This window comes from Vannielia sp. ABF1_015, assembly GCF_056160745.1.
Map to the genome: position 1 here is coordinate 169,040 of NZ_JBSWXT010000003.1, position 17,668 is coordinate 186,707.

Annotated in this window: 21 protein-coding genes; 5 read left to right on the forward strand and 16 right to left on the reverse strand. The window is 64.0% G+C overall.

What is annotated here, in order from left to right:
• Nucleotides 1-7 precede the first annotated feature (7 nt).
• From ACXAG6_RS18095 to ACXAG6_RS18115, 5 genes are all read right to left on the reverse strand, one after another.
• Nucleotides 8-400: a PTS sugar transporter subunit IIA gene (locus ACXAG6_RS18095; protein WP_140015547.1), complete on the reverse strand. Its 393-nt coding sequence runs from the start codon at nucleotides 398-400 to the stop codon at nucleotides 8-10.
• Nucleotides 397-1,356: an RNase adapter RapZ gene (gene rapZ, locus ACXAG6_RS18100; protein ID WP_140015548.1), complete on the reverse strand. Its 960-nt coding sequence runs from the start codon at nucleotides 1,354-1,356 to the stop codon at nucleotides 397-399. The genes ACXAG6_RS18095 and rapZ overlap by 4 nt, the downstream gene beginning before the upstream one ends.
• Nucleotides 1,353-1,811, reverse strand: coding sequence for an HPr kinase/phosphorylase (locus tag ACXAG6_RS18105; protein ID WP_475339273.1), 459 nt, complete (start codon nucleotides 1,809-1,811; stop codon nucleotides 1,353-1,355). Before ACXAG6_RS18105 ends, rapZ begins: the two co-directional genes overlap by 4 nt.
• A 51-nt stretch (nucleotides 1,812-1,862) precedes the next feature.
• Entirely contained in the window at nucleotides 1,863-3,470 is a 1,608-nt protein-coding gene (locus ACXAG6_RS18110) for a sensor histidine kinase (RefSeq protein ID WP_475339517.1), read from the reverse strand.
• Nucleotides 3,471-3,577: 107 nt separating this feature from the next.
• A complete protein-coding gene (locus ACXAG6_RS18115) occupies nucleotides 3,578-4,279 on the reverse strand; it encodes a response regulator transcription factor (RefSeq protein ID WP_140015550.1) in 702 nt (233 codons plus the stop codon).
• Between the two features lie 353 nt (nucleotides 4,280-4,632).
• Between ACXAG6_RS18115 and ACXAG6_RS18120 the strand changes: the two genes are divergently transcribed.
• The 3 genes from ACXAG6_RS18120 to ACXAG6_RS18130 all read left to right on the forward strand — a co-directional run bounded on the left by ACXAG6_RS18120 (nucleotide 4,633) and on the right by ACXAG6_RS18130 (nucleotide 7,516).
• Nucleotides 4,633-6,231: a phosphoenolpyruvate carboxykinase gene (locus ACXAG6_RS18120; RefSeq protein ID WP_475339274.1), complete on the forward strand. Its 1,599-nt coding sequence runs from the start codon at nucleotides 4,633-4,635 to the stop codon at nucleotides 6,229-6,231.
• 92 nt (nucleotides 6,232-6,323) lie between these two features.
• On the forward strand, nucleotides 6,324-6,833 hold the full coding sequence (locus tag ACXAG6_RS18125; protein WP_475339275.1) for a DUF3859 domain-containing protein: 510 nt from the start codon (nucleotides 6,324-6,326) through the stop codon (nucleotides 6,831-6,833).
• Between the two features lie 80 nt (nucleotides 6,834-6,913).
• Entirely contained in the window at nucleotides 6,914-7,516 is a 603-nt protein-coding gene (locus ACXAG6_RS18130) for a DUF3859 domain-containing protein (protein ID WP_475339276.1), read from the forward strand.
• Here the strand turns inward: ACXAG6_RS18130 and ACXAG6_RS18135 are convergent.
• Nucleotides 7,513-8,283, reverse strand: a complete 771-nt coding sequence (locus tag ACXAG6_RS18135; RefSeq protein ID WP_475339277.1) for a sulfite exporter TauE/SafE family protein — start codon at nucleotides 8,281-8,283, stop codon at nucleotides 7,513-7,515. The two genes, ACXAG6_RS18130 and ACXAG6_RS18135, sit on opposite strands and share 4 nt — an antisense overlap.
• Nucleotides 8,284-8,430: 147 nt before the next feature.
• On the opposite strand from ACXAG6_RS18135, the gene ACXAG6_RS18140 reads away from it, so the two are divergent.
• On the forward strand, nucleotides 8,431-10,107 hold the full coding sequence (locus ACXAG6_RS18140; RefSeq protein WP_475339278.1) for an acyl-CoA dehydrogenase family protein: 1,677 nt from the start codon (nucleotides 8,431-8,433) through the stop codon (nucleotides 10,105-10,107).
• A 31-nt stretch (nucleotides 10,108-10,138) separates the two neighbouring features.
• Here ACXAG6_RS18140 and ACXAG6_RS18145 read toward each other — a convergent pair whose 3' ends face one another.
• A complete protein-coding gene (locus tag ACXAG6_RS18145) occupies nucleotides 10,139-10,741 on the reverse strand; it encodes a hypothetical protein (RefSeq protein WP_475339280.1) in 603 nt (200 codons plus the stop codon).
• 77 nt (nucleotides 10,742-10,818) lie between these two features.
• Here ACXAG6_RS18145 and ACXAG6_RS18150 point away from each other — a divergent pair, with 77 nt between their 5' ends.
• Nucleotides 10,819-11,217, forward strand: a complete 399-nt coding sequence (locus ACXAG6_RS18150; RefSeq protein ID WP_475339281.1) for an META domain-containing protein — start codon at nucleotides 10,819-10,821, stop codon at nucleotides 11,215-11,217.
• Nucleotides 11,218-11,221: 4 nt separating this feature from the next.
• Here the strand turns inward: ACXAG6_RS18150 and recO are convergent, their stop codons facing one another.
• The 9 genes from recO to acpS form a co-directional block, all read right to left on the reverse strand.
• Complete coding sequence (gene recO, locus ACXAG6_RS18155) at nucleotides 11,222-11,947, reverse strand: DNA repair protein RecO (protein ID WP_475339282.1); 726 nt, start codon at nucleotides 11,945-11,947, stop codon at nucleotides 11,222-11,224.
• Complete coding sequence (locus ACXAG6_RS18160; protein ID WP_475339283.1) at nucleotides 11,947-12,273, reverse strand: DUF1491 family protein; 327 nt, start codon at nucleotides 12,271-12,273, stop codon at nucleotides 11,947-11,949. Before ACXAG6_RS18160 ends, recO begins: the two co-directional genes overlap by 1 nt.
• Nucleotides 12,270-12,800 (reverse strand): HNH endonuclease, encoded by a 531-nt coding sequence (locus tag ACXAG6_RS18165; RefSeq protein WP_475339284.1) that lies wholly within the window; start codon nucleotides 12,798-12,800, stop codon nucleotides 12,270-12,272. The genes ACXAG6_RS18160 and ACXAG6_RS18165 overlap by 4 nt, the downstream gene beginning before the upstream one ends.
• Nucleotides 12,801-13,088: 288 nt before the next feature.
• Nucleotides 13,089-14,000, reverse strand: coding sequence for a GTPase Era (gene era / locus ACXAG6_RS18170; protein WP_475339285.1), 912 nt, complete (start codon nucleotides 13,998-14,000; stop codon nucleotides 13,089-13,091).
• A 58-nt stretch (nucleotides 14,001-14,058) separates the two neighbouring features.
• Nucleotides 14,059-14,859 carry an endonuclease/exonuclease/phosphatase family protein gene (locus tag ACXAG6_RS18175; protein ID WP_475339286.1) on the reverse strand — a complete coding sequence of 267 codons (801 nt, stop codon included), beginning with the start codon at nucleotides 14,857-14,859 and terminating at the stop codon, nucleotides 14,059-14,061.
• Entirely contained in the window at nucleotides 14,859-15,539 is a 681-nt protein-coding gene (rnc, locus tag ACXAG6_RS18180; protein WP_140015562.1) for a ribonuclease III, read from the reverse strand. The genes ACXAG6_RS18175 and rnc overlap by 1 nt, the downstream gene beginning before the upstream one ends.
• Nucleotides 15,536-16,258 carry a signal peptidase I gene (gene lepB / locus ACXAG6_RS18185; protein ID WP_475339288.1) on the reverse strand — a complete coding sequence of 241 codons (723 nt, stop codon included), beginning with the start codon at nucleotides 16,256-16,258 and terminating at the stop codon, nucleotides 15,536-15,538. Before lepB (ACXAG6_RS18185) ends, rnc begins: the two co-directional genes overlap by 4 nt.
• A gap of 4 nt (nucleotides 16,259-16,262) precedes the next feature.
• The gene (gene lepB, locus ACXAG6_RS18190) at nucleotides 16,263-17,057 is read right to left on the reverse strand and encodes a signal peptidase I (RefSeq protein WP_475339289.1); all 795 of its coding nucleotides are present in this window, start codon (nucleotides 17,055-17,057) and stop codon (nucleotides 16,263-16,265) included.
• Between the two features lie 199 nt (nucleotides 17,058-17,256).
• Nucleotides 17,257-17,667 carry a holo-ACP synthase gene (gene acpS / locus ACXAG6_RS18195; RefSeq protein WP_475339290.1) on the reverse strand — a complete coding sequence of 137 codons (411 nt, stop codon included), beginning with the start codon at nucleotides 17,665-17,667 and terminating at the stop codon, nucleotides 17,257-17,259.
• Between the last annotated feature and the right edge of the window lies 1 nt (nucleotide 17,668).

The following is a 17,668-nucleotide window of genomic DNA, read 5'->3' on the forward strand; positions in this document are numbered from 1 at the left end:
CCCCGCCTCAGGCGGCTCCACCATCATAGCTGTTTATGTATTTACGTCCTGCCGCCATCGCGCAACTTACCGCGTCCTCCACCTTCAGGTGGCGGGATTTCGCAAGTTTGACCAGCATGGGCAGGTTCGCGCCGTACAGAATCTTCCGGTTATCGGGGCGGCAGGCGAGCAAGGAGAGGTTGGAGGGAGAGCCGCCGAACATGTCGGTCACGACCACAACGCCAGAGCCATCGTCCACCGCATCGGCGGCAGCGCAAATCTCGTTCTGCTTGTTCGACCTGTCACAATCCGCTGCTATGGTGATGGCGCTGATGCCATCCTGTTGGCCCACGACATGCTCAACGGCGGCGAGGTATTCCTTCGCCAGCCCGCCATGCGCCACGATCACGATTCCGATCAAGCCTTCGTCCCCAAAGCTGCGGCCGGTGGCTCTGCCACCCGTGCCCCAACCCGCCGTTCAATTTCCCGATGCCGAATAGACACGCGCCATCCGGCCCCTGCAAGCTCTTTCCCGAACCGTTCCGTCAGGGCAACAGAACGGTGCTTCCCGCCGGTGCAGCCAAAGCCGATCGACAGGTGGGATTTTCCTTCTTCTACAAAGGCCGGAAGCAACATGTCTACAAGGCCTCGCACGCGCTTGTGAAACTCCGCGAAGCGCGGGTCGGCCTCCACATATCGTGCCACAGCGGCGTCGCGGCCATCCAGCGGGCGCAGATCCGGCTGCCAGTGCGGGTTGTTCAGGAAGCGGCAGTCAAACACCATATCGAGCCCATGGGGCAAGCCGCGCTTGTAGGAAAAGCTCTGGATCGACACGCCAAGCCGCACCGTTGCCTCCAGCGAAAACAGCCTGTCGAGTTCCTCGCGCAGGTCATGCACCGACAGGTCCGATGTGTCGATCAGCACATCGGCACGCTCGCGGATGCCGGCAAGCAGCTCAAAATCGCGCCGAATGCCCTCTTCCGGGCTCTCGGAGGGGGCGAGCGGGTGGCGGCGGCGGGTTTCGGAATAACGGCGCAGCAGCACCTCGGGCAGGCAATCGAGGTAAAGCACCTCATGGGCCACGTCCGGGCGCGCGTCGAGCTGAGCCAGCAGGTCGAGCAGGTGCGGCGGGTCAAACTCCCGGTTGCGGCTGTCGATCCCCAGCGCAAGGGCGCCACCGCGCGGCGCGGCCTCCAGCAGGCGGGGAACGAGCGAGAGGGGCAGGTTGTCGATGGCTTCATAGCCCAGATCTTCCAGCACCCGCACCGCCGAGCTGCGGCCCGCCCCGGCTGGCCCGGTCACGAGCACCAAGCGTTGCACAGCACTCGCGTGCGGCAGCGCTTGGGGCGTGGAAGTTGCATGCGGATCGTCAGTCATCGGGCCGGATCGTTGGGGCTGTTGAGGGTGCCGCCTGACATCATCAGCAACACCGCTGCCGGAAACTGCGCTCCTGCCGCCCGGTGAAGCAAGGGCAGACTGCATCCAAGGATCAGAATTTCGCGCGGTGGCGGTAGCCTGTCACGTTCTTCGCGCCCGACGTCGATCACGAGGTCGATTTTTGCCTGCTGCACGGCGGGCACCGTCAGCAGGCCAACGCCCCGGCATTCTATCCGGGCCTCGAAGCCCGGGCGGGGCCGCGCCGTGAGCGCACCGCCTGCCGCGCTGAGCATCAGCCTGTCGTCCCCCACCAGTTTTGCCCCGCGCGAGATCAGTTCCACCGCCAGCGCCGACTTTCCCGTGCCCGAAGGCCCGATCATCATCGCGCCCCGATCACCAATGGCCACTGCCGTTGCGTGGAAAAAGTCATCATGGCTGGCGGTCGTTTCGGCCATCGGCTGACATGTCCTGCACTTGCCTCCGCGCGGGCGGGGCGCGGTCTGCGATCAGAGGGGCAGGCCGACGACGAAGCGGGCGCCCAGCGGCTCGGAGGTGATGTCGCTCTCGGTGGGCCGGATGTTCTCGGCCCAGATCACGCCGCCATGGGCCTCGATGATCTGCTTGGAGATCGCAAGGCCAAGGCCGGAATGGTCGCCAAACTGGCCCTCAGGCCGCTCGGAATAGAAACGGTTGAACACCTTGGTCAGCGCCTGCTCGGGGATGCCGGGGCCGGTATCCTCAACCACCACCAGCACGCGATTTTCGCGCCGGCGGACCCAAACGCGCACCGCATCGCCCTCTTCGCAGAAGCTCAGGGCATTGGTGATCAGGTTGACAAAGACCTGCGCCAGCCGCGCCTCCAGACCATTGATCCGGATCGGCTGGCGGGGCACGTCGGTGATAAATTCCACGCCCTTTCGCTTGGCCTCGCCGCCCAGATACTCGGTAAGGTTGCCCAGCATATGGAGCAGGTCAAAGGGCTCTTCCTCTTCCTTCACCAGCTCGCTGTCGAGCCGGGAGGCGTTGGAGATGTCGCTGACAAGGCGGTCCAGCCGGCGCACGTCATGCTCGATCACGTCAAGCAGCTTCTGGCGCTGGTCATCACGCTTGGCCACCCGCATCGAGCTGACGGCAGAGCGCAGGCTGGCCAGCGGGTTCTTGATTTCGTGAGAGACGTCAGCGGCAAACTGTTCGTTGGCGTCGATCCTGTCGTAGAGCGCGGCCACCATACCGCGCAGGGCACCGGACAGGCGGCCAATCTCATCGGGTCGCCCGGTGAGGTCTGGGATGCGCACCCGGTTGGGGCTCATCTTCTGGCCGCCATTCTCCCGCCCGATCTCGGCGGCGGAGGCAAGGTCGGCAATCGGGTTGGCGATGGTGGAGGCCAGCAGCAGCGACAGGCCGATCGAAACAAGGATCGCGATGACGAACATCTGCAGCACCTGCTCACGCTCAGAGCGGACCAGCGTGTCAATCTCGCCCTGCGCCGAGGTGATGGCCACAACACCCACAACCTGATTGCCCGCAATCACCGGCGTTGCGACCGAAAAGATCGTGCCGCCCGCCGCGTTTGAACCCGTGCGCACCGTCGTGCGGCCGGTTGCGGCATCGGCCACCATGGCGCGCGCCAGCCCTTCGGCGTCTACATCGGGGATGTCGGCGCGCTGCGAGGAGAAGATTGAAGACATCCCCTCCCAGATCGCATTGAGAAAGTCGGTGATGACCGTGCGGCGCTCTTTCTGGGCCTGCGTCACGGCGCTTTCGGTGTCGCGGCCCAAGGTGGAGCCAAGGATTGTCTCGGCCTTGCCAAAAACGAAGACCTCAACCCCGGACGACAGGTCGAGCCCGTCAACCACCGCCTGAATATCCACGCCGCTCGCATCCAGCGCCACCGGGCCGCCCGTCAGCTGCACCTCGAAAACATCGGCGATAAGCTGGGCCTCGGCCTGAAGCCCCGCTTCGCGTTGCAGGGCCAAGCTGTCCCGGAAGGGATTGAGATAGAAAACACCCGCCACCAGCAGCAACAGGCCGAGCAGGTTGAAGGTGATGATCTTGCGGGCAAGCGGCGAGCGATTGAGCGTTAGGAAGCCCCGACGCGCACGCTTTTGCTGCATGGCGTAATCGGCGCTCTGGGGGCTTTCCCAGTCTTCGCCAAGAACGACATCCGCCTCATATGTCTGGCCTGTGTCCCTCACCGGGGCCACCTCCTGCCCGTGCCGCCTCACTCCTCGTTGTAGCGATACCCGATGCCATAGAGGGTTTCGATCGCGGAGAACTCATCATCCACCGAGCGCATCTTCTTGCGCAGGCGCTTGATGTGGCTGTCGATCGTGCGGTCGTCGACATAAACCTGATCGTCATAGGCCACGTCCATCAGCTGATCGCGGCTCTTCACGAAGCCGGGGCGCTGGGCGAGGGCCTGAAGCAGCAGGAACTCGGTCACGGTGAGCGACACATCCATGCCCTTCCAGGTCACGGCATGGCGCAGCGGATCCATCACCAGCTCGCCGCGCACCATCACCTGTGCAGTTTCCGCCTCGGTCGGGCCGTCGCCGCCAATCACTTCCTGACGGCGCAGCAGGGCGCGGATACGCTCCACCAGCAGGCGCTGGGAGAAGGGCTTCTTCACATAGTCGTCGGCGCCCATGCGCAGGCCGAGCACCTCGTCAATCTCGTCATCCTTCGAGGTGAGGAAGATAACCGGCATGGTCGTCTTGGAGCGCAGACGCTGAAGCAGGTCCATCCCGTCCATCCGTGGCATCTTGATGTCAAGAACCGCCATGTCGGGGAGCTTCTTGTTGAAGGCGTCCAGCGCCGTCTGGCCATCATTGTACGTCTCGACCTCGAAGCCTTCGGCCTCCAGAGTCATCGAAACGGACGTGAGGATATTCCGATCGTCATCGACGAGGGCAATTCTCGACATGCCTGTATTCCTTATTGTTTGTGCTCGTTGCCTTGTTTTGCCTCAACATCCCGAATCACACCTTTGGAATCAACTACTAAGTGCGAATCACCCGCACTTGCGGGCCCTAATGAACCGCAAAAGTGAAAACGAATGGCTAATTTGCATCACCTTACCGCCGCATTTCACGCCCCTCGGCGGATGTTTGCGTTAAACTGACGCTGGTTGCGCTAACGCCGCGCCTGCGCCGGTTCCTTTGCAAAAACGCCATGCTATAGGGGCGGAACCACCCCCTTGCCGGGGTGGCGTTTCAGGCCGGGACGGGCCGGAACGGACTGCCAGAACAGAGCTTGCCTCAGGAGCACGAAAGAACGATGACAATCGGACGCGTCAACCCCGCCAAACGCCTGGAAGATCAAGGAATTAATGGCCTGGGGAACGTCTATTACAACCTCATCGAGCCAGCGATCGTTGAAGAGGCCGTCAAGCGCGGCGAGGGTGAACTGGGCAAGGGCGGGGCGTTTCTGTGCTCCACCGGCAAGTTCACCGGCCGCTCGCCCAAGGACAAACACGTGGTCCGCTCCGCCGCCACCGAAGGCACCATCTGGTGGGAAAACAACGCGCCCATGTCAGAGGCCGGCTTCGATGCGCTCTACGCCGACATGCTGGAGCACATGAAGGGCCGGGACTACTTCGTGCAGGACTTGTTCGGCGGGGCCGACCCGGCCCAGCGGCTCGATGTGCGCATGGTCACCGAGCTGGCCTGGCACTCGCTCTTCATCCGCCACATGCTGCGCCGCCCGTCGCGCGACGAGCTTGATACCTTCGTGCCCGAGTTCACCGTCATCAACTGCCCGAGCTTCCAGGCCGATCCGGCCAGGCACGACTGCCGCAGCGAGACCGTGATCGCGCTGAACCTCGACAAGAAGCTGATCCTGATCGGCGGCACCGAATACGCGGGCGAGAACAAGAAATCCGTATTCACTCTGCTCAACTACCTGCTGCCCGAGCGCGGCATCATGCCAATGCACTGCTCGGCCAACCACGCCGAGGGCAACCCGGTGGATGCCGCCGTGTTCTTCGGCCTCTCCGGCACCGGCAAAACCACCCTTTCGGCCGACCCGAACCGGGTGCTGATCGGCGATGACGAGCACGGCTGGTCGGATCGTGGCACCTTCAACTTCGAGGGCGGCTGCTACGCCAAAACCATCAACCTCAGCGAGAAGGCCGAGCCGGAAATCTACGCCACCACGCAAATGTTCGGCACCGTCATCGAAAACATGGTCTACGATCCCGAGACCAAAGAACTCGACTTCGACGACGACAGCCTGACCGCCAACATGCGCTGCGCCTACCCGCTGGAGTACATCTCCAACGCGTCCGAAACCGCGCTTGGCGGCCACCCCAAGAACATCATCATGCTGACCTGCGATGCCTTCGGGGTGCTCCCCCCGATCGCCCGGCTCACCCCGGCGCAGGCGATGTATCACTTCCTCTCCGGCTTCACCTCCAAGGTCGCCGGCACCGAGCGCGGCGTGACCGAGCCTGAGCCGACCTTCTCCACCTGCTTCGGTGCGCCCTTCATGCCGCGCCGCCCGGAGGTTTACGGCAACCTGCTGCGCGAGAAGATCGACGCCCACGGCGCCACCTGCTGGCTGGTCAACACCGGCTGGACCGGCGGCGCCTATGGCACCGGCAACCGGATGCCGATCAAGGCCACCCGCGCTCTGCTCACCGCCGCGCTCGACGGCTCGCTGCACGAGGCCACCTTCCGCAAGGACGAAAACTTCGGCTTCCAAGTGCCCGTCACCGTGCATGGCGTTGACGCTGGCCTGCTCGACCCGCGCTCGACCTGGGACGACAAAGAGGCCTATGACGCGCAGGCCAAGAAGCTGGTGGAGATGTTCGCCGAGAACTTCGCCCAATACGACGCCTACATCGACGACGATGTGAAGGCCGTCGCCATCGGGTGAGTTTGCGAGGCAAGACATTGCGGGCGGTGAGGGCCGGGCTGGCCCTTGCCGTCCTTTTTCTGTCCGCTGGCGCGAGCCTCTCGGAGCCGCACGTGCAAGCCGATTCAACCGTCATCGAAAGGCTGGAATTTGGGCTCACATGCCCGCTGCCCATCGTCTCTTCCAAAGACGCGCCGGGCACAGAGAACGGGCGCGTGGATATCTTCGAAGGGGAGGCGCAGTTCGTCGACAGCCACCAGCAAGTGCCCGCTGTGCTGGGCGTTGGCTTTGGCGTCAAGGCCTGGGCGCGTGAGGGGGCTGCCCCCATGGCCATTACCATCCGCAGCCTGCACCCGGCCTTCCCGGGCACCGGGACCAGCAGCCAAAGCTTTGCCTCGCATCTCGGGCCGGAAGCGCCGATGACCCACATCTTCACCTTCGATGCGCCACACGAGGCCACGCCGGGGCTGTGGCAGCTTCAAGCGCTACAGGGGCAGAAGCCGATCTACTCGGTCTCTTTCCAAGTTGTGCCGCCCGCGGCCTATACCGGCCCGCCGCTGGCCTGCGAGCACCTCGACCTGCTCAGCGCTGCGCCCCGCCCTGCCGGGTCGCCCCCCGCATGAGACAGGCGGGTGAAGAAACCCTTCATCCTTGATCCGGCCACTTGGGTTCTGCCGCCAAAGGCCCCATATTCCCGCAAGATATGAAACACATTCGCCTTACCCTCCTGCTCGCCCTCACCCTCGCCCCGTCCGTCACCGTGGCGCAGGAAACCTCTGCCGAACTCTACATCAACCCCGCGCTGGTTGCCGAGGTCAGCTATGGCCTCAACTGCTCGGTCGAGATCACCGGCACAATGGAAGCGCCCGGCACCGACCGGGGGCAGGTCGATGTGTTCGACACCCCGCCAGAGCTCTCCCCGCTGGGCCAACTCGTGCCCGCGCTGATGGGCCTCGGCTTTGGCGTGCGTGCCCGCGCGGCGGATGGAGTCACGATCACCGGGGCCACCTTCACCGTCTTCCACCCCCCCTTCCCCGGCCGGGGTACCGAAACGCAGAGCTGGCAGGCCAGCTACAGCGACAGCAGCTTCTCGACCCATCTCTACCGGTTCGACTTTCCCTATGAGGCGGTCACCGGCACATGGATCATGGAGGCCAGCTTCGAGGGCGAACTGCTCTATCGAATCCCCTTCACCGTGGTCCCGCCCGAGACCTATCCCGGCGCGGGCGAAATGTGTGATCCGGCGGGCCTGTTGAGCCTTGCACCAGAGCGGCGCAAGCCTTTAGCGCAGCGCGCGCCCGCCTAGCCCATCACCCCGCGCCGGATCAGGTTGAGCCCGGCGATGAAGAGCACGGCCAGCGTTGCCTTGCGGAAGGTGGCCTGATCGATCCTGTCCTGCAGCTTGAAGCCCAGCCACATACCAGCCAGCGCGGGCAACAGCATGAGCGCCGAAAACCACACCGTCTCGCTGTTCATGATTCCGCTCTTCATGTGCCCGGCCAGCAGCATCACCGAACCGAGGCCGTAGATCACGCCTTGCACCACGATCTGCCGCGCCTTGGGGGTTTCGATGGCCACGAGGTAAAGCACCGTTGTCGGCCCCCATGTGCCCGCCAGCCCGCCGAGCGCACCAGAGAGAAAGCCCGCCACAACCGAGGCCACCGGGCGCCGCTCTTCGGGAATGACCAGCTTCAGCCCGGCAAGCTGGATCGCACATAGCAGCGTGACCGGGATGCCCAGCACCAGATACATCACCTGGCTGGAGATCATAGTCACCAACTGCGCCGACAGCAGGATCATGACGCAAACAATGAGGATATAGGCCCGGTAGTCGCGCAGCGCCGCCTTGGCCTCTTCCCAGCCGCAGCGGGCCACCTGAAGCGCGTTGGAAACGACGATAGGCAGGATGATGCCCGCCACCACCAGCTTTGGATCAAGCAAAATGCCCATGCCCGAGACCATGATCAATGGCATCGCAAAGCCCACCGCCCCTTTGACCACGCCCGCAAGCAGGGTGACGCCGAGGGCAAACGCGATGAGACCGGGGGTCAGAAGCTCTGGCAACATGCTCATGATGCCTCATAACGCGCCGCTCGCACCGCTGCACCTTCAATCGACCGCGACATTTTTATGCACCGAAGTCGCACGTGGCGAAATTAAGTTGCGCTGCACCTGCGAAAGGATTATCCCAACCCGAGCACGACAGCGAGGACCGAATCCATGCCCCATGACGGACAGGACATGACCGCCCAACCCATCCTTCTCCCCGATCTCCTCACCCTCACCGCCGCCGCGGTGCCCCCCGCCGAGGCGCTGCTGGAAGCGGCAAAATCGGGCCTGCGGGCCGAGCTGGCCACGGATGGCCGGGTGTCTGGCGGCGCCGTGGAGGCCAATCAGACAGCGGCCCACGGGCTGGCGTGGTTTGCGACCTATGTGCAATCGCTCAAGCAGATGCAGGCCTGGGCCGAGAAGCTGCAGGGAGAAGGCAAGTTTGGCGAGGTGGAGCAGCTGATCCACCAGATCGCCTTCGGAGAGTATCTCGCCCAAATGGTCGGCGGCATCCCGATGAGCCAGGGAGAGATCATCCGGCTCTCGGACATCGGCATCGACAGCGCCGATGCGCTGATGACCCATGAGGTGCGCCACCTCATCGCCAAAGGCAACAGCCAAGCCGCGCGCTTGCGACTGGTTGAGCTGATGCAGGAGCGCTCCGCCGAAATCACGGTCGGGGTCACCGGGCTGGACGACGAGCTGGAGATGATCCGCGAGCAGTTTCGCCGCTTCGCGGTCGACAAGATCGAGCCGCACGCCCATGACTGGCACCTTAAGGACGAGCTGATCCCGATGGAGATCATCGAGGAACTTGCCGAGATGGGCGTCTTCGGCCTGACCATTCCTGAGGAATACGGCGGCTTCGGTCTGTCGAAGGCTTCCATGGTGGTGGTCTCCGAAGAGCTTTCACGCGGTTACATCGGCGTCGGCTCACTTGGCACCCGCTCGGAGATCGCCGCCGAGCTGATCATCTGCGGCGGCACCGAGGCTCAGAAGGAAAGCTGGCTGCCCCGCATTTCCAGCGCCGAGATCCTGCCCACCGCCGTCTTCACCGAGCCCAACACCGGCTCCGACCTTGGCGCCCTGCGCACCCGCGCCGTGAAGGAGGGTGACACCTACAAGGTGACAGGCAACAAAACCTGGATCACCCACGCCGCCCGCGCCCACGTGATGACCCTGCTTGCCCGCACGGACCCTTCGACAAGCGATTACAAAGGCCTCTCGATGTTTCTGGCCGAAAAGACGCCGGGCACCGATGACGCCCCCTTCCCCACCCCCGGCATGACCGGCGGCGAGATCGAGGTGCTCGGTTATCGCGGGATGAAGGAATACGAGCTGGGCTTTGACGGTTTCGAGGTGAAATCCGAGAACCTGCTGGGCGGCGAAGAGGGCAAGGGCTTCAAGCAGCTGATGGAAACCTTCGAAAGCGCCCGCATCCAAACCGCCGCCCGCGCCATCGGCGTGGCCCAATCGGCGCTGGATATTTCGATGAAGTACGCGCAGGACCGCAAGCAATTCGGCAAATCGCTCATCGACTTCCCCCGCGTCGCCTCCAAGCTGGCGATGATGGCGGTGGAAATCATGATTGCCCGCCAGCTCACCTATTTCTCGGCATGGGAAAAGGACAATGGCGTGCGTTGCGATGTCGAGGCGGGCATGGCCAAGCTGCTCGGCGCGCGTGTGGCTTGGGCCGCGGCGGACAACGGGCTGCAAATTCATGGAGGCAATGGCTTTGCATTGGAATATGCCATCAGCCGGGTGCTCTGCGATGCGCGGATCCTCAATATCTTCGAGGGCGCGGCAGAGATTCAGGCGCAGGTCATCGCCCGCCGCCTGCTCGCCTGACAGCGCGCCACTCAGCGGCCCCGCAAGGCCGCTAACGGCTGACCCAGATCACCTTGCAAGCGTAGCCCGGCTTGTTGGGCGGCGGCGTGCCGCGCCCCTGCGCAACCCGGCATTCCGAAACGGCCCTGGCCTCTGCCTCTTCCGGGGATGTGAAGCCCCATGCACTGCCCCAGTGGCCCCGCTTATCGACGGCAAAGGCCCGCAGGCCGCTGTGACTGCGCCGCAACCCGATAAGCGCCTCCGCCTGTGGCCCCGAAACCGGCGGCGCGGCCTGTGCTAGGGGGGTGGCGGGCAACAGCTCTGCCACGATCCGGCAGTCCTCAGCCCATGTCACGCAATGCGCCAACGCATCGGCGCGGCCAACGCTGCGATCTGCATAGCCCGAAACAGCCCCAAACGCGCCATCCGCCCCAACGGCAAAGGCGCCATACCACTGAGGCCCGGTAAGAAACTCATCATAGGCCTGATGCATGGCCCAAGCCTGCGGATAGGCCGCAGCAAGCGCCTGCGGTGCAGGGCCTTGGAGCGCGGCGGCGGGCACGGGCTGATCGCTGTTCACAAGGCCGGAGACCGCCGTGAAGGACAGGGCGGTGATCGCCACCACAGCGCCGAAAAGAGTTGATCGCTTCAACATGCTGCAAATGTCGCAAAGCCCTGTGGCACCAACATGGCACCTTGGCGGCGGCGGGTTGGCACACTACCTCTGTCGGTATGAAACCTCTCGCCCTTGCCGCCCTCTTCGCCCTGCCGCCCCTAGCCACCGCCTGCGCGGATGAAACCCTCACCGGCTATGCCTCTGGCCTCTACCAGTTGGAAGAGATCGACGGCGAAGGCTTTGAATGGGGCGCCACGCTCGACCTGAGCGAAGCCGGGCGGATCGCGGGGCAAGCGCCCTGCAACAGCTACTCGGCAGCGCAGGACGCCCCCTACCCGTGGTTTCAACCCGGCCCGATCGCCTCCACCCGGCGGGCCTGCCTGCACCTGAACGGCGAGACCGCCTTCTTCAAAGCGCTCTCCGAGATGACGCTGGCAGAGGCTTCCGGGCCGGTGCTGATCCTGTCCAACGAGGCGGGGCGCGAAATGGTGTTTCGGCGCAGCGACGGCGAGTGATGCCCTAGCCCTTGGCGAGCACCCTCATCAAGCGCCCGCGCGCGCCGGGCAATGGCTTTTCGCCCAGCGAAGCCCTGAGCTGATGCTCCAGAAAATACCCCGTGGTTTCAAAGCCCTGCATCAACTCACCGGCGCTCTCTGGCGGCTCGCCCATCAGGCACGGCGGCAAGGGCAACAGCTTGGCGGCCCACTCCCCGGCCCCGCCTTCGCTCACCGCCCGGCCGGTCCTTGGCGACACATAAACCAGCCCGTCGCGCGCGCCCGTCGCAGCGCAGGTGGTGAGATCAAGGCCAAAGCCCATTTCGTCCAGCAGCGCCAACTCCCAGCGCAGATAGGCCAGCGGCCAATGGGGAGACCCTTCTTCGATCAGATCCAGCACGGTGAGCGAGCGGGTGTAGAGCCCGGGATAGGCGGAGCGCTCGGGTAAAACGAAGGAGAGCAACGCCGTCACCGCACCCAGCCCCGCCAGCGCCCTCCGGTCGCCCAGAACCCCGGCAGCGCGCGCGCGGATCGGCTCGACGGTGAAGGCCCCGAGGTGATCCTCCAGCCGCGCGCGCCAAGTCAGATCGAGCTGCGCGCCCGGTTGCAGGATGGGCGACATCCGGCGCCCTGCCCCTCCGCGCACCACGCCCGCATGGCGCCCGCGCTCGGCGGTGAAAACCTCAATGATTGCGGCGTTCTCGCCATAAGGGCGGGTGGTCAGCAGCACGCCTTCCGCACGCCACTCCATCAGTCCAGTCCTTCCTCGTCGAGCAAGTGCCGCCCGGCGCGGTCTTCCACCTCGATTACCCAGATATCCGGGTCAAACCGGCGTTGCTCGCGCAGCACCTCATCCACCTCCGGCTCCGGCCCCTCGGCCAACACGTCCCACGGGCGCGAGCCGTCCATTGCCATGATCCGCTGAAACGCCCGCGCAGTGCCGTCGAGCGGGCTCTGCTTGACGAGAATGTTGCCCGCCGTCTCATCGCCCTTGGCGACCACGAAGGCGGGGATGTCGGCCAGCCGCAGGCGGGTGAGGTAGGCCTGCACCCAGAAGCCGCTGGTCAGGCGGGTCATTGGTGCTTGCCAAGCTTTTGGGTGCGTATTCGAGCTCGCAATCCCTCTAGGTCCGCCAGATCATCCATTCGATGGATCATCGCATGGCAGTTTGGACAGAGCGGCACAAGATCGGAGATCGGATCTGGCTTGTACTCAGAACCGCATTTCGACAACGGCAGCAGATGGTGAACGTGTATGAAACCAAGTCCGAGTTCCCCATACCGTTCTAAGAAGTTCAACCCGCACACCTTGCAGGCCAAGCCGTGAGTCGAAATGCAGGCATCTCGGTTCTTCTTGGAGCGTTCGTATCGGTTTACAAACACCGACCGCACATTTCCCTCTACCTCTCCCTCTGCCGACGATGGATCTATCTCTTCTGGTTGCGCAACGATCCCGCTAACTGCGAGAACGTAAAACTTCCGGTTATCACCCTCGGCTTCGACCCATCCTTTCTTTGACGGGCCTTCTCCGCACGAGTGGCACGCGGCAGCGTAGCCGACCCTGAGCTCCTCGAAACCGACGTCGCCTCGGAGCAGGCGGTTCATACCGGCTTCTTGGAAGAGCCGCTCATAGGGCGTCAGTTGCGTTATAGTCTCTGAGGCGCTGGTTTCGTCCCAGCTCGCTCCAGCGAGATGTGCCATTGCCCAGCGCAGCGACACGAACTGCCGAGTTTCTGATTCTAGTACGAGTACCTTCGTCGCGTTGCGCAGCTTTCGCGAGTAGTTGGCCCTGTCCCTAGACCCTAGCCTTTGAAACGCCGCCACAGCACCGGGCAGCGCATCGGAAAACCATCTCGGATCAGTGTTCGGAGAGGGTAACCAAGACTTCATTGGTCAAGCGTTCCCGTCCTTGAAATCAAGCCCCATCTCGTCGTAGCGCTCGCTCTCCTCCAGCCAGTTGGGCCGGACTTTCACCTGCAGGAAAAGGTGAACGCGATGGCCGAGAAACTCCTCCAACTCCTCGCGCGCCGCCTTCCCCACGGCCTTGATCGTCTCGCCCCGGTTGCCCAGCACGATGCCCTTGTGCCCGTCGCGCATGACATAGACGATCTGGTCGATCTTCGCGCTGCCATCCTTACGGTTTTCCCAAGCTTCCGTCTCGACGGTCAGCTGATAAGGCAGCTCCTGATGCAGCCGCAGGGTCAGCTTTTCGCGGGTCATCTCGGCGGCGATCATCCGCAGGGGCAGATCGGCGATCTGGTCTTCGGGGTAAAGCCACGGGCCTTCGGGCAGCTCACCGGCCAGCCATTTGCGCAGATCGTCCACGCCATGGCCCTTTTCGGCGGAGATCATGAAGACCTCTGCAAAATCATAGGCTTCGCTAAGCTTTGCCGTCAGTTCCAGCAGCACCTCCGATTTCACCCGGTCAATCTTGTTGATCGCCAGCGCCACCTTCTGGTCTTCAACCTCGCGCTCTTTCAGCGCGTCCAGAATGGCCTGCACCCCCTCGGTCAGCCCCCGGTGCGCCTCGACCAGAAGAACCACCACATCGGCATCCGCCGCGCCGCCCCATGCCGCGGCCACCATCGCCCTGTCCAGCCGTCGGCGAGGACGAAAGAGGCCAGGCGTGTCGACGAACACAAGCTGGCTCTCGCCTTCAATCGCCACACCGCGAATACGGGCGCGGGTGGTTTGGACCTTGTGGGTCACAATGCTCACCTTCGCGCCGACCATGCGGTTGGTCAGCGTCGATTTGCCCGCGTTGGGCTCTCCGATCAGGGCGACGAAACCGGCGCGTGTGGTCATGGGCTGTGGCCTTTCATGGCGGCGAGTCTAGCCCGCCGGGGAAGGCGCTTCCATAGGGTTAGGCGAGTGTCAGCACAAGCGGGCAATGGTCAGAGACTTCCGGGGTATGGATCACGTCGAACTGGGTCACCTGCACCGAATCGCTGACCATCATGTAATCGGCAAAGCGCTCGGGCTTGGTGTAAAGGCTGTTGCGGGTGCCGGGGTGGCCGCCTTCGGTGACCAGCTCGCGCGGGGCGAGGCTGGAGAGTTGCTCAAGGGTTTCACTGCCGGGTAGCACATTGAAATCGCCGCAAATAATCACCCCATCGCCGGGGTGCAGCACCGCCTCGACCAAGTCCGCGAGGCGCTTGGCCTGCGCGGCGCGGGCGGGGGTGTCGGCCTTGCCAGCCTCGGGGTCACGCAACCCGTGCATATGGGCAATCACCACCGCGCCCTCGGGCCGCCAGAGGCGGATGGCATGGCCGGTGCGGGAGCGGGGATGCGGGCCAAAGCCCTCCGCCCCGAAGCGGCCATGCACAAAACCCTGCGCCTGATGGGTAACAGGCAGGCCACGCCGAACCGCCGTGGCAAGGCCCCATTGGCTCCAAACCTGCGACTCGCCATGCCAGAGCGGGCCTCGGGCCGCAGGGCAAAAGGTGATGTCGTGCCCCGGCAGCGCAGCGGCGAGATCGGCCAGCATGTCGGCCCGCTGGAGCAGGTTGCGCCCCTCGTCGCGGTAATCCAGCCATTCTGAAGGGCTGTTCGGAACGTGGATAACCTCTTGAAGGCACAGGATATCCGGATCGTTCGTACCGAGCCAGGCAGACATTTCACCGTGCATCCGCCCGCCCCATGCGTTGAGGCAGGTGATCCGCATCAGCTTTCCAGCCGCCCCAGCAAGGCCCGCGCCGCCTCGTGCTCTGCCAGCTTCTTGCGGCGGGCCTTGCCCATGGCCTCTTCACCACTGGCCAGAACGGCGGCCATGTGGAAGATGAACTCGTGGCCAACGCCCTCCTGCTTACGCAACTCGTAGCTGGGAGGCGGCAACCCACGGGCCTGCGCCCATTCTTGCAGCGCGGTCTTGGCATCCTTGGCATCCGCCTCAACGCCTTTGACCCGCCCCAGCCAATGCTTGCGCACCACGGCACGGGCGGCATCGTAGCCCGCGTCTCGGTAGACGGCGGCAATCACCGCCTCCATCGCATCGCCCAGCAGCGCCTCCTTGCGCCGCCCGCCTGATTGCATCTCGGAGCGGCCCAGCTTGAGCACATCGCCAAGGCCAATCTCGCGGGCCACATCTGCGCAGGTTTCCTTGTTGACCAGCACATGAAAGCGGGGCGAAAGCTGGCCCTCCGCCGCGGCCGGATCCGCCTCCATCAGCGCTTCGGCCACCACAAGGCCAAGCACCCGGTCGCCCAAAAATTCCAGCCGCTGGTTGTTGTCCTGCCCGGCGGTAGAGAACGACGGATGAGTCAATGCGCGTATCAGCAACTCCGGCGTGGCAAACTCATGGCCGAGCCGCGCCGCAAAAGCCTGAATCTCTGCCGAGAGCTTCATTCGATCTGCACCCCGTATCTATCACCGCGCCAGTTACGAAAATCATAAAGCCACGAACCAGCGGCAGAAAACAGCACCCTGTCCGCATGGCCGCGAATGTTTCCGAGCGGCACGAAGCCCAGCCCGCCGGCAGACTGGCTCACCCGGCTATCAAGGCTGTTGTCGCGGTTGTCGCCCAGCACGAAGACATGGCCCTCGGGCACGGTGACCTCTGCAGTCCTGTCCATCGGGCCACCCTCCGCGATGCTGAGCACAAGGTGGCTGCGGCCCCCGGGAAACGTCTCTCGCAGAAGGGCTTTCTGGCAGATCGACCCATCGCCGACGGGTTCGTTCGAGCAACGCGGGCGGTGGCGGTGCGGGCCTTGGGCGCGCATGATTTCCTCGAAGTCGCCCTGCGGCTCCTGGGCCAACGGAACGCCGTTCAGCACGGGCACACCATCCTGCATCGCGATTGTATCGCCGCCGACGGCCACCACGCGTTTCACGAAATCAGCCCCGGTAACCGGATGGCGGAAAATGACGACATCGCCGCGCTCAACCGCTCTCTGCTCGCGTTCGTTGACGAAGAGATAGTCGCCCACCAGCAGCGTGGGCTTCATCGAGCCTGCCGGGATATAGAACGGGGCCCAGACCAAACGAACAGCGAGGGCGAGGCCGGGAAGGCCCAGCACCACGGCAACGCCTATCCCGATGAAAAACCAGTAGAGAACCCGGCGCACCGGATCACTCTACCTTGTGAAAGAAGCGGTCGCCCCGCCATGTCCAGAAGTAGAAAAGCGAGCGCCCGGCGGAGGAGAACATCACCCGGTCGACCCGGCCGATGAGGTTTTCGTAGGGCACAAAGCCGACGCCGCCAATCTGCTGGCTCACGCGGCTGTCCTGGCTGTTGTCGCGGTTGTCGCCCATGAAGAAATATTCGCCCTCGGGCACCACGTAGACCTTGGTTTCATCCTGATGGCGATTGGGCAGATAGCGCACGTCGAGGGTGCTGTAGCTCTTGCCGTTCAGGTCGGTTTCGATCAGGCGCTGCTTTTCGCAGGTGCCGCCCTGACCAACCGGCGCATTGGAGCAGGCGGGCTCGGTGCCCTGGCTGCCCTGAGGCTGCTTGATCTCGGTATAAAGCCCGCCGTCCTGCTGGCTATAGGGCGTGCCGTTCACGATCAGCTGGCCCTTGGTGACCTGAATGCGATCTCCGGGCAAACCTATGAGCCGCTTCACAAAATCGGCACCGCTCACCGGATGGCGGAACACCACCACATCGCCGCGCTCCGGCGCACCGGCCCAGATCCGCCCCGAAATCGGGCAGGCGGAGAACGGGCAGGAATGCTTGGAGTAGCCATAGGCCATCTTGTTGACGAAGAGGAAATCGCCGATCAGCAGCGTGTCCTTCATCGAGCCTGTCGGAATCCAGAACGGCTGGAAGAACAGGGTGCGGAAGACACCGGCGATGATGAGAGCCCAGAAGACGGTTTTGACCGTCTCCATGATGCCGTCGCCGGCTTTGGTTTTCTCGGCCATTCGGCTCCCTCGCCTGTCTCCTCGCTCGGCTCGCTTCATGGCGGTGGGGCGAGGTAGTGTCAAGCTAACGTAAGGGGACCGCGCAGGAAGGTTAACGGCGCGGCACGATCACGCCGCGGTGCAGGGCAACATCCCATGCACAAGTGATGCACATCCCATGCATAGCTGAATTACGCCGAAGTCGGCCCGGTGACGAACCTTACGCTTCCGCGCGCTGCGGCAAGGCCTCGATCACCACGAAGGCCTGCGCCCATGGGTGATCGTCGGTCAGTGTCACATGGATCACCGCCTCATGCCCCGGCGGCGTCATCGAAGCCAGCCGCTCGGCGGCCCAGCCCGTCACCTCCATCACCGGCTGCCCGGTGTGCAGGTTGCGCACCGACATGTCCTTCCACGCGATCCCCATGCGCAACCCGGTGCCCAGCGCCTTGGAGCACGCCTCCTTGGCCGCCCAGCGCTTGGCATAGGTGCCCGGCGTATCGGCCCGCCGCTCGGCCTTGGCCTGCTCGGTGGGCGTAAACACGCGGTTGCGGAAGCGGTCGCCAAACCGCTCCAGCGTGGCCGCGATACGCTCGATGTTGGCCAGATCGGTGCCGATGCCGAGAATCATG